The organism is Chryseobacterium sp. B21-037 (assembly GCF_028570785.1).
GTDB lineage: Bacteria > Bacteroidota > Bacteroidia > Flavobacteriales > Weeksellaceae > Chryseobacterium > Chryseobacterium proteolyticum.
In genome coordinates this window covers 2,398,532-2,412,028 of the sequence record NZ_JALGCB010000001.1, presented here as the reverse complement: position 1 = coordinate 2,412,028, position 13,497 = coordinate 2,398,532, and the positions used below count along the sequence as shown (strand labels likewise).

The 13,497-nt window shown below is 33.3% G+C and carries 14 protein-coding genes; 10 read left to right on the top strand and 4 right to left on the bottom strand.

The genetic code is table 11. The features are described 5' to 3' along the window. Positions 1-109: 109 nt before the first annotated feature. From MTQ00_RS10590 to MTQ00_RS10580, 3 genes are all read left to right on the top strand, one after another. The gene (locus MTQ00_RS10590) at positions 110-1,135 is read left to right on the top strand and encodes an SDR family oxidoreductase (protein WP_273648882.1); all 1,026 of its coding nucleotides are present in this window, start codon (positions 110-112) and stop codon (positions 1,133-1,135) included. Beyond that, a complete protein-coding gene (locus tag MTQ00_RS10585; RefSeq protein WP_273648881.1) occupies positions 1,136-1,708 on the top strand; it encodes a Crp/Fnr family transcriptional regulator in 573 nt (190 codons plus the stop codon). A 149-nt stretch (positions 1,709-1,857) separates the two neighbouring features. Further along, positions 1,858-2,658, top strand: coding sequence for a Cof-type HAD-IIB family hydrolase (locus MTQ00_RS10580; protein ID WP_273648879.1), 801 nt, complete (start codon positions 1,858-1,860; stop codon positions 2,656-2,658). A gap of 88 nt (positions 2,659-2,746) precedes the next feature. On the opposite strand, the gene MTQ00_RS10575 is transcribed toward MTQ00_RS10580, so the two are convergent. The 3 genes from MTQ00_RS10575 to MTQ00_RS10565 form a co-directional block, all read right to left on the bottom strand. Beyond that, positions 2,747-3,655, bottom strand: a complete 909-nt coding sequence (locus MTQ00_RS10575) for a LysR family transcriptional regulator (protein ID WP_273648877.1) — start codon at positions 3,653-3,655, stop codon at positions 2,747-2,749. A gap of 32 nt (positions 3,656-3,687) precedes the next feature. Further along, positions 3,688-4,854: an MFS transporter gene (locus MTQ00_RS10570; RefSeq protein ID WP_273648875.1), complete on the bottom strand. Its 1,167-nt coding sequence runs from the start codon at positions 4,852-4,854 to the stop codon at positions 3,688-3,690. A gap of 261 nt (positions 4,855-5,115) precedes the next feature. Continuing rightward, positions 5,116-6,003 carry an AraC family transcriptional regulator gene (locus tag MTQ00_RS10565; protein ID WP_273648873.1) on the bottom strand — a complete coding sequence of 296 codons (888 nt, stop codon included), beginning with the start codon at positions 6,001-6,003 and terminating at the stop codon, positions 5,116-5,118. Between the two features lie 451 nt (positions 6,004-6,454). On the opposite strand from MTQ00_RS10565, the gene ccoN reads away from it, so the two are divergent. From ccoN to MTQ00_RS10525, 7 genes are all read left to right on the top strand, one after another. Continuing rightward, a complete protein-coding gene (gene ccoN / locus MTQ00_RS10560; protein ID WP_273648872.1) occupies positions 6,455-8,728 on the top strand; it encodes a cytochrome-c oxidase, cbb3-type subunit I in 2,274 nt (757 codons plus the stop codon). Positions 8,729-9,271: 543 nt separating this feature from the next. Then, on the top strand, positions 9,272-9,472 hold the full coding sequence (locus tag MTQ00_RS10550) for a hypothetical protein (RefSeq protein WP_273648870.1): 201 nt from the start codon (positions 9,272-9,274) through the stop codon (positions 9,470-9,472). Positions 9,473-9,549: 77 nt separating this feature from the next. Further along, positions 9,550-9,747 (top strand): hypothetical protein, encoded by a 198-nt coding sequence (locus MTQ00_RS10545; RefSeq protein WP_273648868.1) that lies wholly within the window; start codon positions 9,550-9,552, stop codon positions 9,745-9,747. Between the two features lie 92 nt (positions 9,748-9,839). Next, entirely contained in the window at positions 9,840-10,127 is a 288-nt protein-coding gene (locus MTQ00_RS10540) for a helix-turn-helix domain-containing protein (RefSeq protein ID WP_273648867.1), read from the top strand. 120 nt (positions 10,128-10,247) lie between these two features. Further along, positions 10,248-10,745, top strand: coding sequence for a nuclear transport factor 2 family protein (locus MTQ00_RS10535; protein ID WP_273648866.1), 498 nt, complete (start codon positions 10,248-10,250; stop codon positions 10,743-10,745). A gap of 25 nt (positions 10,746-10,770) precedes the next feature. Then, the gene (locus tag MTQ00_RS10530) at positions 10,771-11,175 is read left to right on the top strand and encodes a nuclear transport factor 2 family protein (RefSeq protein WP_273648864.1); all 405 of its coding nucleotides are present in this window, start codon (positions 10,771-10,773) and stop codon (positions 11,173-11,175) included. 72 nt (positions 11,176-11,247) lie between these two features. Continuing rightward, on the top strand, positions 11,248-11,652 hold the full coding sequence (locus MTQ00_RS10525; protein WP_273648862.1) for a nuclear transport factor 2 family protein: 405 nt from the start codon (positions 11,248-11,250) through the stop codon (positions 11,650-11,652). A gap of 394 nt (positions 11,653-12,046) precedes the next feature. Here MTQ00_RS10525 and MTQ00_RS10520 read toward each other — a convergent pair whose 3' ends face one another. Beyond that, positions 12,047-13,189, bottom strand: a complete 1,143-nt coding sequence (locus tag MTQ00_RS10520) for a hypothetical protein (RefSeq protein ID WP_273648861.1) — start codon at positions 13,187-13,189, stop codon at positions 12,047-12,049. Between the last annotated feature and the right edge of the window lie 308 nt (positions 13,190-13,497).

The window sequence follows — 13,497 nt, the reverse complement described above, 5'->3', positions numbered from 1 at the left end:
ATAAAAAGTTTATTTCAATAAGCAGTTTTGCAATAGATTATGTTATTTTTTACCAATTGTTAATTGCTGAGCATCAATTGATTTGGAACTTTGTAAAAAGAATTAGAAAATGAATAATAAAAAAGTATTATTAACAGGTGTTACAGGATTCTTAGGTTCTCACACAACTATTCAACTTTTGAATAAAGGCTTTAATGTAATTGGAACATTGAGAAGCAAGGATCGAATTAGTTCTATTAGAGAAACAATAGGAAAATACTCGACGAACATCAACAATCTAACTTTTGCAGAGGCCGACTTAAGTGATGAAGAAATCTGGCTTGATCTTACAAAAGATGTAGATTATGTACTGCATATTGCTTCACCTTTTCCTCGCGAGCTTCCTAAGCACGAAAATGATCTGATCGAGCCAGCTAAAAAGGGTACGTTAAATATTTTGAAAGCCGCTACTGCTAACAGTGTAAAAAGAGTAGTTATGGTTTCTGCATTGGGCACTATAACCTATGGTAAGACAAAAGATGAATTGAGTGCTGTCTTTGATGAAGATGATTGGACAGATGAATCAAATCTTAAAGATACGACAGCTTATTATAGAAGCAAAACTATTGCTGAAAAAGCGGCATGGGATTATCTTGATGAAAAAGAATCGAAATTAGAATTCACTACTATTTGTCCGGCTGCTATTTTAGGACCCGTAATAGATAATGATTATGGCACATCTGCAAATATTATCATAGGCCTTCTTAATGGAAGTCTTCCGGCGTTGCCTAAAATTGAGTTCGATATTGTAGATGTTCGATCTGTGGCTGATCTATTAGTAAAAGCTATGGAGATGCCACAGGCTGCAAATAATCGATACATTGCATCTGCAGGGCATTACAATTATAAAGAAATCGCACAAATCCTAAAACAGGAATATCCTGAAAGAACAATACCCACTTTTGTACTTCCTGATTTTATTACAAAAATATTTTCTATTTTTCAACCACTATTGAAACCTGTGTTACTTGAAAATGTAAAACGAAAAATTGACTCTAGCAAAGCTGGAATAGAGTTACACTGGGAGCCGCTATCTGCTAAAGAAGCCATACTCTCGTGTGCTAAAAGTGTATTGGAGAATAAAATTGTAGTTTAAATGGAAAAATTAGTAATAGCATTATCATTTGGCGGTCTTCTTTCTGAAAAAGATATTAAAATTGTTGCCGATTCTTTTCGAATAAAAAAATTAAAATCGGAAGAATATTTTCAAGAATCTGGAAATACGGCCGATAAAATAGTATTTATAGAGAGGGGAATCTTAAGGGTTTTCTGTACGGATGAAAAAGGTAATGACGTAACAAAATATTTCATTAGAGAAAACCAGTTCTTTGCAGATATGATCAGTTATTATTCTGCACAACCTGCTACCGATTCTATTGAATCCGTCATATCATCAGAAATATGTTGGATCTATTTCACAGATTTTGAAAAATTACTGCGTGAAATTCCAAATCTCGTTATTTTTTTCAAAAGTGTTTCAGAATCTACACTCTTGAATAAATTGCGAGACAATGATTTTTTAAACTTTGGAAGTGCAAAAACCAAATATCTTGAATTTGTCAAGCGCTATCCTGAATTAAGTTTGCAAGTTCCTCAGCAACACATCGCCTCCTATCTGAAAATTACTCCACAATCATTAAGTAGAATCAGAAAGGAAATTTTTAAATAATATGGTACAATGAAAAAAGATATGGCTGTGAATAATGTATAAACATTTGTCAGTAAAACCATAATGTTGAATAGTCTTTGTGTTTAAAATAGCGCATTTGGCTAGGAAGTAAAATTTATCTTTAAAAGATTTTTATTATAAATAATTGTATGCTTGATATATGTAATGCAAATATAAAGGCTGTCTTTTTTGATGTTGACGGTACATTAATAAGTTTAAAAACCAGAACAATTCCCGAGTCTGCTCAAAAGGCAATAGAAAGACTTCGCAAAAAAGGAATTAAAGTCATTGTGGCAACAGGCCGCTCTATAAATGATCTCGGACATATAAAACATATTGAATTCGATGGCTTTCTAACATATAATGGAGCTCTTTGTATAACAACTGACGGTCATGTAATGCATAGACAGTCTATCGACTCTAATGATATCAAAAATTTGGTTCATTATTCAGAAAGGTCAGCGCTTACGTTTACGTTGATGTACGAAGATAAAGTGAAAATAAGTGCAGTGAGTCCGCAAGTTGTTGAATTGTATACTCATCTAAATCTACCGGTGCCACCTTTGTACGATAAAGATGATCTAGATATAGAAAATGTTTTGCAAGTCAGCATTTTTATAGACCCTGAGAATGAAGAATCTTTTATGCAGAAAGTGATGCCAAATTCACTGTCGTCAAGATGGACACCTTTGTTTGCACATGTTAATCCAGGTGGCGTAAGTAAGCAAAAAGGAATACAATATTTTTGCGAACATTTTAATATTGATGTATCTGAAACAATGGCTTTCGGCGATGGTGGAAATGATATTTCTATGCTAAAATTTGTGAACATAGGTGTGGCGATGGGAAATGCTGGAGAAAATGTTAAAAAAATAGCTGATTTTGTTACCGAAGAAGTTGATAATAATGGAGTAGAAGCTGCATTATTACATTATGGTCTTTTAAGTTAAATATGGCAATTAATTTTTATATAGAAAGGTGAATTTATTGTTATGTACTATAAGCTAGTAGAACAAAATTTAAAAAAACTATACGGTTTCATTTTTTGATAATCATTTTCTTTTTAAAAAGTTCTTCGAGCTCCGCAATCTCCTTCGTGTAAAAAGTTTTTTTTCTTGTCCCGAAGTACAATGTATTTTCTAGAGGATTGTTACCCTCCCAGATCAATTTGATTTTATTTTCATTAATTGCTTCATAGCAAAGAAAATCAGGAACTACTGAAAATCCTTTACCATTGCTCAACCCTCGTATTATTGAACAAATATTCGGAACAATAAAATTAGGGTTAAAATCGGGCAATCCATTAAAATGTTTTAACCAGAAATGTTTTAGATGTTCCATATCGGCTGCAGTACTATACCATAATTGTCTTTTCAAAAACTCTGTGGCTTCTTTATAATTCCCGTTAGCAAATAGTTCTTTAAGATTGTCAGTCTCTGTTTCGCTTCCAGCAATAAGAACAATTCTTTCTTTTGAGAATGCCTTATATTGAAGATTAGGGAGAGTAGAAGGCTGATGCGTTACGACCAAATCAACAATACCATTATCAAGATCATGTTCCATCTGGCGGTAATCTCCAAACTTTATAATTAAATTGAAAGGTAATTGATCCATATTTTCTTCCAGTGTAAACTGAAAAGTTTCAAAACACATTCCTACAGATAGGGTAGACCTCTCATCCAAAGACCTTTTATGGAAATGCTTTTCTCCAACATCTAATTTTTCCAGCGGATCCAATATAAAATTATAAAGTATTTTTCCTTTTTCTGTGGGAACCATTTTCTTGACAGCTCTATCAAAAAGCTTGTATCCTATAAAGCTTTCTAAAGAAGACAAGTGTAAACTTGCTCCAGGTTGAGATATGAAAAGCAGCTGAGCAGCGGCAGATAAGGTTCCTGTTTCATATACTGCTTTGAAAGTTCGCAGCCATTCCAGATTCCATTTCATTGTAATTGATTTTGAATATAAATTTAACTGATTTACTGGATATTATATTTTTTGATGTATATCAAACATATACACAGTCCAATTAATGTCATTCCTGCACCAACTAATGAAGGGTAAGAATATGACAGACCAAATAATAGAGGAATTCCTCCTAAGTATGCGCCTAATGCATTAGAAATATTAAATGCTGCTTGCATAAATGATGAGGATATCATCTCTGAACCCGGTGCCTCTTTAAACATCAAAAGATTAGCAGGAGATATTAATGAAAATGAAAGCGCACCACAAAGAAATGTAAAGACGTAGCTTATAAATTTATAATGAGAGAAAAAGAAAATAATTAGAAGTATTATTGATGTTACTATTAAAATTGTAATTGCTGCTTTGGCCGCACCAATTTTGTCACAAAGATATCCTCCCAACAAATTCCCTGCTACCATTCCTGCTCCCGCTATTATCATTACGTAGGGAACATTATCAATACTGATTTGAGATACTTCAGTTGTCAATGGAGAAATGTAGCTAAGCCAAGCAAACAGTCCACCGAATCCTGTTGCTGTAATAAAAATTACGTACCAAATTTGAGATTTTTGTAATATTAATAATTCACTTTTAGAACTACGTGAATCATTCTTTGAGCCAATATTTGGCAATAATAATATTATAAGGGTAGAGGATATAATTCCAATAATACTAACGATTGCAAACGCCCAGTTCCATTGAAATACTTGCCCAATATATGTCATTAAAGGTACCATTGCAAGATTTGCTAAAGTTAATCCTGAAAACACCATTGATATGTAACGCGCTTGCTTTCCTTGCTCAGCTAAGCCTGAGGCTACTACAGTACTGATTCCAAAAAAAGCACCATGTGGCAACCCAGACAAAAAACGTGAAATAAGCATCAGAGAGTAAGTATTTGCAACAGCTGATAATCCATTAAAAACAGCAAAAAGTAACATTATTGCAAATAAAACTTTCTTTGGAGGATATTTAATAGTTAACAAAATGATTATTGGTGCACCTATTACCACTCCCATCGCATAGGCAGATATAAAATGTCCTGCCTCAGGAATAGTGATTTTTAAAGATTTAGCAATGTAAGGAAGTAGTCCCATTATCGCAAACTCAGTTGTTCCGATCCCCAATCCTCCCACAGCAAGAGGTAATATTCTCTTGTCAAAAAATTTATTGTTCATAAACTTAAATAGATTTCTATATTGAGTTTGCAAATTTCAATGAGAATTACCTATTATACAAATTACTTAAATGTCGGTTATGTATTAGAATTATAATAGGAAGAATATATTTGAGCAATAATTTGATTAAAAGTCAAACTAAAGTTTTAATAGAATGGAATCCAGCTCATAGAACAAAATGGTAAAGGTAATCTGGAACACTTTTTTTAATAAAAATCTGTCATTTGGACTAAACTTAGCACCTAAGTTCATATTTATTGGTTATGCATTACCGTAAAATTGTCTCCTAAAGGCTTCGGGCGTCAGATTTGTGTATTTTTTAAAGAATTTTATAAAATAAGAGGTGTCAAAAAAATTAAGTTCCATCGCTATATTAGCTATTGAAAGTTCATAATTTATCAATAATCTCTTGGCTTCCAATAATATTCTTTTTCTAATTATTTCTCCAGCGGGCATATTAAATTGCTCTTTGCATAAAAAGTTAAGATGATTTGAAGTTATGTATAACAAGGGTGCATAATCACGTGGTAAACGTAAATCTTTAAAATTATCTTCAATAAGATCGAGAAATTGCTTCAATACAATATAATTATGATTATTTCTAATTGCTCCTAATCTTTCTTCAGGTAATTCTCTACTAACAAGAATAAACAACTGAATCATTTTTGAGGCAATCATTAATGGTGTGAATTGAGTTATATTGGCTAATTCCTGAAGAATATTCTCGAAAATTTCTATAATTTTTGTCCTTTGCGCTGTTTTAATTTCCAGCATTTGAATACTTGAAAAAACGTCAAAAAATGTAAACTGATCGAGAATACATGAGCTCAAAGATAATTGATTAAAAAAAATATCGGAAAAATTTACTACAAAACCACTTACATCAGTTTCAAATTCCCAATTATGCACCTGTCCTGGGGACATAAAATAAATACATCCTTCCTTTATCCTATAATTAGTGAAGTCTATTGTATGATTTCCTGTACCAGAGGTGAAGTATACAAGATGATAGAATGAATGTTTATGGATATTTGCAATTGGTGGATTATTTAGCAAATAACCTTCAAAGCGATCTGCGTTAAAAACGTCATTTGAAAGTTTATTACTAATTAGATTACAAATATCAAATGTTGGGTAAGTTTTATTCATTCTCAATTAAATTTAATAGGTGCACTTCACGAATATTTCTTACAATATTAAAATTAGTGTTCATAATTTAGAGATTCAAACCGAAAATCCATTTTGAATTTTACAAATAATCTTTTTGGACTTCGATATTAATCATTGGTATCTTAATGAAAAATAAATTAGCTTACAAAAATAGTTAATGCTTTTTTTTAACGGAGGTAATTATCACGTATAAAATAGTATATATTACTTATTTTCATGTCTACCTTGAATTTGACGTTTTGAAAAATTTTTAGTTTCAATCATTCATGTGAGCTGCTATTTTATTTGTTTTTATATATGACCATATTTTCCATAAATAGTACCATAATTGAACTTTGTTCTATTTATACATTTGAAAATTATTTGGTGGACTTACAAAATATAAGAATATTATTCAATTTTTTTTAAGTCGTTAAAAAATGTAATATAAATGGAAAATAACAGCGTTACGTTGCAAAAGTTTGAGTACGATAATACAATTGTAAAAGCATTCTTGTATGCAACAATAGCATTTTGTTTAATAGGATTTACATTCGGTCTAACAGCAGCATTAATGCTATTTTATCCCGAACTTCCGGAATTTTTATTTGGGACGGATGACAGTACGATACGAACACTAGGAGGCGGAGGTATTCAATCATTAATAAATACGAGTGGTGCTTTTGGGTTTGGGAGAATAAGAATGTTGCATACAAATACCGTGATCTTTGCTTTTGTTTGCAACAGCGTTTATACCGGAGTATATTATTCTTTACCCCGATTGTTAAAAACGCCTATGGCTAGTTCCACATTATCTTGGGTTCACTTTTGGACTTGGCAGATTATGATTCTGACAACATTTATTACCTTCTTTATGGGAATAAATACATCTAAGGAGTATGCTGAACATGAATGGCCTATTGATATAATGATTGCAATCTCATGGATCATATTTGGAATTAATATGTTTATGACTATAGCTAGAAGAAGAGTAAGGCACCTCTATGTAGCCATTTGGTTTTATATTGGAACTTGGATCGGATTAGCTATGTTGCATATCTTTAATAACCTAGAAGTACCATTATCATTTTTAGGTTGGAAATCATATTCAATGTATTCTGGAGTCAAGGATGCTCTGGTTCAATGGTGGTATGGACATAATGCAGTGGCTTTTGTATTAACAACGCCGATTTTAGGACTGATGTACTACTTCCTGCCTAAAGCTGCTGAAAGACCTGTTTTTTCTTACAAATTATCAATCATTCACTTTTGGTCATTAATTTTCGTTTACATATGGGCCGGTCCACATCACCTTCAATATACAGCGCTTCCTGCTTGGGCTCAAGCTGTGGGAACTGGTTTTTCTATTATGTTAATTGCGCCATCTTGGGGAGGAATGCTAAATGGCCTACTAACTCTTAGAGGGGCCTGGGATAAAGTTAGAGAAAATCCTATTCTGAAATTTTTCGTAGTAGCGGTCACATGCTACGGGATGGTAACTTTCGAAGGTCCACTCTTGGCAACAAAAACAATTAATAAAATTGGTCATTATACTGATTGGGTGATCGGGCACGTTCATTTAGGCGCATTGGGATGGAATGGCTTCATGGCTTTTGGTATGATTTATTATTTGGTTCCGATCATGTGGAGGACTAAGATATGGTCTGTGAAAATGGTAAATTGGCATTTTTGGTTAGGTACTTTAGGCATAATATTTTATGCAGTTCCAATGTATATCTCGGGTTTTACGCAAGGATTGATGTGGAAGCAATTTAATCCCGATGGTACACTGGTTTGGAAAAACTGGTTGGATACTGTTGCTGCTATTATTCCATATTATAAAATGAGGTTTGTAGCTGGCTTATTCTATATTTCCGGAGCAATAATGATGCTTGTCAATGTGATTGCAACAATCAAGAAGGGTTCTTTTCAAAAAGTTGTTAAAGCAGAAGCTCCTGCACTTTCTGTTGTAAGCACTCAAAGAAGACAAGGTGAGGGAATTCATTTGTGGATTGAGAGAAGTCCGTATATTTTACTGGTATTATCCCTGATTGTAATATCTATAGGAAGTGGAGTTGAAATTGTTCCCACTTTATCATTAGATAAAACAGTTGCTACAATTTCTACCGTAAAACCTTATTCACCTCTGGAATTGGAAGGAAGGGATATTTACGTTCGTGAAGGTTGTAATGTGTGTCATTCACAGATGATCAGGCCTTTTCGGGATGAGATTTTAAGATTTAATGGGAAGAACGGCGAGTACTCAAAAGCGGGTGAGTTTATTTATGATCGGCCTTTTTTATGGGGATCAAAAAGAACGGGTCCCGATTTGCACAGAGAAGGAGGCAGGAATCCAAGTTCATGGCATTATAAACATATGTATAATCCGAGATCAACTTCTGCAGGATCGATTATGCCAAGATATCCATGGTTAATCAGTAAAGACTTGGACAGATCAAAAACTAAAGATAAGGTTATATTTATGAAAACAATATATGATGTTCCTTACACCAAAGGGCAAATTGACTCTGCTGATTCTTGGGCTAATAATCAAGCCGCTTCAATTGTAAAAGACATATTTTCCGAGGCAAGCGATTTGAAAGAGGCTTATTCTCAAAGGCCGAAGGGTGATCTTGAAAAGAAAGAAATTATAGCCCTTATTTCATATCTCCAACGATTAGGTACAGATATTAAAACAACACAAATTAAAACAGCTAATAATTAATTTAAATTTATTTAAATGATACCTCAAAATTTCAAAGATTATTTGGTTAATGAAGATAACACAGGTTTATTTCAAACTCTAGCCCTTTTACTATTTTGTATTTTCTTTATTACATTAATTGCTTTTGTTTTTAGTAAATCTAAAAACTATTATAAAAATGTTTCGCAGTTACCGCTGCACGATGAAGATTCTTTTTAATTTAATTACAGTGCTACAACTTCAACTATCTCATAATTCACTTCGTTATTAATCTCACTTAAGTGCAAGTAGCACTGTATTTTCTGTATCTATCAACCTGCTATCCTAAGAGCAATATAACTCGACAGGTTAGATTTTCGAATTGACATTAGTGACAATGATTATAATTAATAATCTGTTGTGCATTTAAAAATTGTACTAATCCGTAATTACGGAGTGAGATTGAGAAGTGTAATGTCGTCTTCTCTTTTCTTTGATGATAAAAAAAACATATTGAAATAGTACCCTAAAATCCTAATTTACGAGATGTTTAAAATCTTAAATTTGTAAAGGAAAAAAAAGACAATGCTCGACATGAATCATAATGACTTAGTTGCGGATGCCGTTTTATCACTAGATGGACACTCTGTTATTGAACAGTGCACACATTATTTTGATGAAGAGGGTACTATGTATCTCCAGGATAACCTGCTTATTTTTGTATTAGAGGGAAGTCTAAAGGTCGCGTATGGAAAGCAATCATTTCAAGCCAATAAAACGAGATGATGCTCCTTAAAAAAGCAACACTGATCACATATCAAAGCCAAGGTAACTCTTCAAATAATAAATTGTTTCACTGCCTTATGGTTTACCTAAAAGATGATCTAATTAAAAATTTTTTAATCAGTACAGATTTAAAGATCATTAAACACGATTTTGTTGGAGACCTGCTTTCTTCTGTTCAACCGATGGATGAGTGCCTGATCTCGTTTTCGCATGGACTGGCCCCTTTTTTAAAAATATCGACAAGGTTCAACCAACTCAATTGCGTCGTAAAATGATGGAGTTGTTATATGATACAGCTATTTGCAGCGATACGATATTTCAACAGATTCTTCATCTGCAACAACCTGTCCGCGCAGACCTGCGCGAAGTGATCGAAAGACATTACGCATCTCCCATCAGTTTAGAGGACCTGGCCTATCTGTCTGGTCGGAGCCTGTCCAGTTTTAAACGTGATTTTCAACAGACTTTCAATGTACCACCTGCTACCTATATACGTGAAAAACGGTTAAATAAGGCAAAAGAGATGCTCGAAACTACATCTATGACTGTTTCCGATATCTGCTACTCTGTAGGCTTTGAAAATGTATCCCATTTTTCGAGGATCTTTAAGCAATATCATGGTATTATCCCAACCCGTTTAAGGCAGGATAACTAGATTGCGATTAACAAAAGGATCATCGTTAAAATTGAACCAAATAGAACAAAACTATAGACTGTTTAGAAAAATAACTCCGAGGAAATCAGCATAATTTTGCTTTAGATAAAAATAAAAGCAATGAAAAATGCATTCCTGGTTCTATTAAGCCTATACTCTCTGGGAGTACTAGCAAATCAAAAACCTCAGCACCGCCAAGCAAATAAAGCGGAAATAAGCAGCCCGAAATCTAACAAGCTATTAACGTCGCGATCCGAAGATACAAAAGCCATCTTAGCGGTCATCGATACATACATTGAAGGTCTGCGAACTGGTCGCGTTGACCTCTTACAGAAATGCTTCCACAAAGAAGCCATTATGTACGGTTATTCTATTGAAAATAAAATAACGGAGGGCAGCGTACAGCATCTTTATGACATCATTGAAAAATATGGTGCCCTTAAAAATGTTACTTCTACAAATAGCGTGTTGCATCAGACTTCCAATACAGCTTCTGTACTGGCAGAACTTAAAACCACCGCTTCGCATGAGAATTCTACTGATTATCTTTCACTAATGAAAATCAATGGAGAGTGGAAAATCATTTCGAAGGTATATCATTTGTCCTACGCAAAGTAAACCATTGTATCCAAAAATTATGGAAATGCCTAAACACGAATCCCCGGATTCGCTCATTCCAAATGCGGAAGAAAAAAAAGCAATCCTTGCGGTAATCGAAATTTATATTGTGGGATTGAGATCTGGTCGTGTAGATCTGCTCCAGAATGCTTTCCATGATAATGCAATCATGTACGGGCTATCTGTCGAAAATAAGACTAGTGAAGGAAATATTGAACGTTTATATGGTACCATTGAAAAAAATGGTCCCTTACCGTATGTTACTTCCAAGAATACCATATTGCATCTGACGAACAATACGGCCTTGGTACTTGCTGAACTTAAAAATACCTCTCCTTGCCAAAATTCCACAGATCACCTTTCTCTGATGAAGGTCAATGGATCTTGGAAAATCATATCGAAGGTATATCAATTATCTCATGCCCATTAAATCAAACACATAAAAAAGACTGCCTGAGTAATTCAGGTTATATTAAACATAAACATTTAAAATTTTATAACAATGCAAAACACTGACAATGTCAATTCAATCGCTGACTACAATGCGATCCTTAATGTAGCACAAATATACGTTGAGGGCTTAAAAACCGGTAATATAGATCAATTAAAACAAACTTTTCATCCCGATGGACTTATGTCAGGTATAATGCCGGATGGCAAGCTGATTACAAAACTTCAATTCTTATTTGATTTCACTGCCGAAAACGGACCTGCATCAGATGTAAAATCTCATATAAGTATACTACATAAGGCTGAAACCGCTGCTGTGGTTTTAGTGGAACTGGAAAATCTACAGGGCGAGGTAGGTTCAACCGACTACCTATCTATGTTGTTGATTGATGGAGAATGGAAAATAATCTCAAAGGCGTTCAATCTTTACTGGGTGACTAGTGATAAGCTTTGTTAATTATTTGAGTCGATTATCTAATCCTCATTATTCGATGCTTTGATGAAAGAAGGCCAAGATTCGGTCTTCTTTCATCGTTTTTGTAATTAAAATTCTAGCATCCCTCAGCCTTCCAATGATTAAACAGTAAAAAATAAATATAGAAGAAATACTTGTTAATGTATCTGAATATGTCCGATAATGTAATATAAAATTCTTTTGAGCTAATACAAGCGGGTAGGATTTTGTTTTATCCCGCTTTTTGTTACCTATCTACTTACGTTTTAATTGATAATGTTTGTGTAATTACTAAATTTCTTGTCGTATTGGTTAATAATTATTAGACAGATCTATTTTAAACCAAAAAAACCTGCAATTGCAGGTTTTTTCAGCTAAGCAATTTTATTTCTTTGTCCTATAGTTGATTGTCTATATGATTTTTAGGTAATTGTTCATAGTTGATAATTAACTGTTCATACTGGGTTAAAGTGGATCTGATAAGATCTGAGAAAGAACGATACATGTCTAGTAATATGTGTAAAGTTCTGCATGGACAATTGGTAAAGTTTTGAAAGTAAACATCCTCGTTGGCAGAATTGCGATCTAATGTTACACTCAAAGTCTCTTTCATAAATTCTAAGTCTTCTCTTAAAAATCTATTAAATGGAAAGTAGTAATATGGAAAGAATTGTTCTTTCTTACTATGTACCTCTTCAAACCAAAGTAGATTATATTTTGTTGATAAAAGAAGCTCCGACATTTCTATGTCAATTGTTTGACCCTCATCGGTCAAATATATTTTCATCAAAACTGGGACTATATCTTCCCAAGTTGAAAACTGTAAATCTTCAACCTTAAGTTGTGTATTTTGTAATAGTTCATAATTTTTATTTAAGTTGCGAAATGTACTTTCAACAAATCGATTCAATTCGTAAATAGCCTCTCCCTGCTTTTCTAGGTTTGTATTTGTTGGACACATACTGATATAGTCGTATGTATCAGCTGTTACCGAATCAGTTTCTTCAAGTACTAATTTCGTTACGTCCTCAAATGATTGGAACGATTCGATATTCGAGAAATCTATATAATAGGGTTCGTTTGTATTGGAAAGGTCAATACCGCCAGCGTACAATGGCAGACCTATTAAAGATGTACATACAATCCCACCATTCCACTTAAAGTTTTCATGAAAGTTGTCTATAATACTTTGGTCTATGTTTCGGTTTCTTGTATACAAAAGCAGACGTCGCGAGTAGTTGCAATTCGATAGACCTCTTAACACTTTTTCAGCTAATTCAGAATCGAACCCAGTTGCTAATTCTTCTGATAATCTGAGTACTTTGACATTTTCCAAGTCTTGAAAATAATATCGGTGATATGAGAATAAGCAGACGGTAGGATCATTTCCCTCAACAAAAGATCCATTGCCTAAATATATGATGGCATGACTATACTGCGAACCGCAGTTTTCTCTAATCCTATTACTTTCTTCAACTTCCGGAAATCTTACTAGAATAATATCAAATTGTTGTAGATGATTTCTATTAAATAAATACATGGTTAATAACTTTTATTAATAATTATAAAAATATATAATAAAGCCGAACCTCCGAAATATTTTTAGGCAACTCTATTTTTCAATGTAATAAATCAAAATACTAATCGTCCACTATCAATTTAAGTTATTTATATTTAATAGTAAAACTGCTATTTTTGATAAAGATGATCTGTGGTAAGTGTAAATGTATGATCAGCAAACAACATTAATGAAAACAGATAACACGATTATAAAATCATGAAAGGTGATTTACAGGAAAGCTGGGAACGTCGAATTGCCAAATCAACAGTAAAAATGAAAGAACGTAT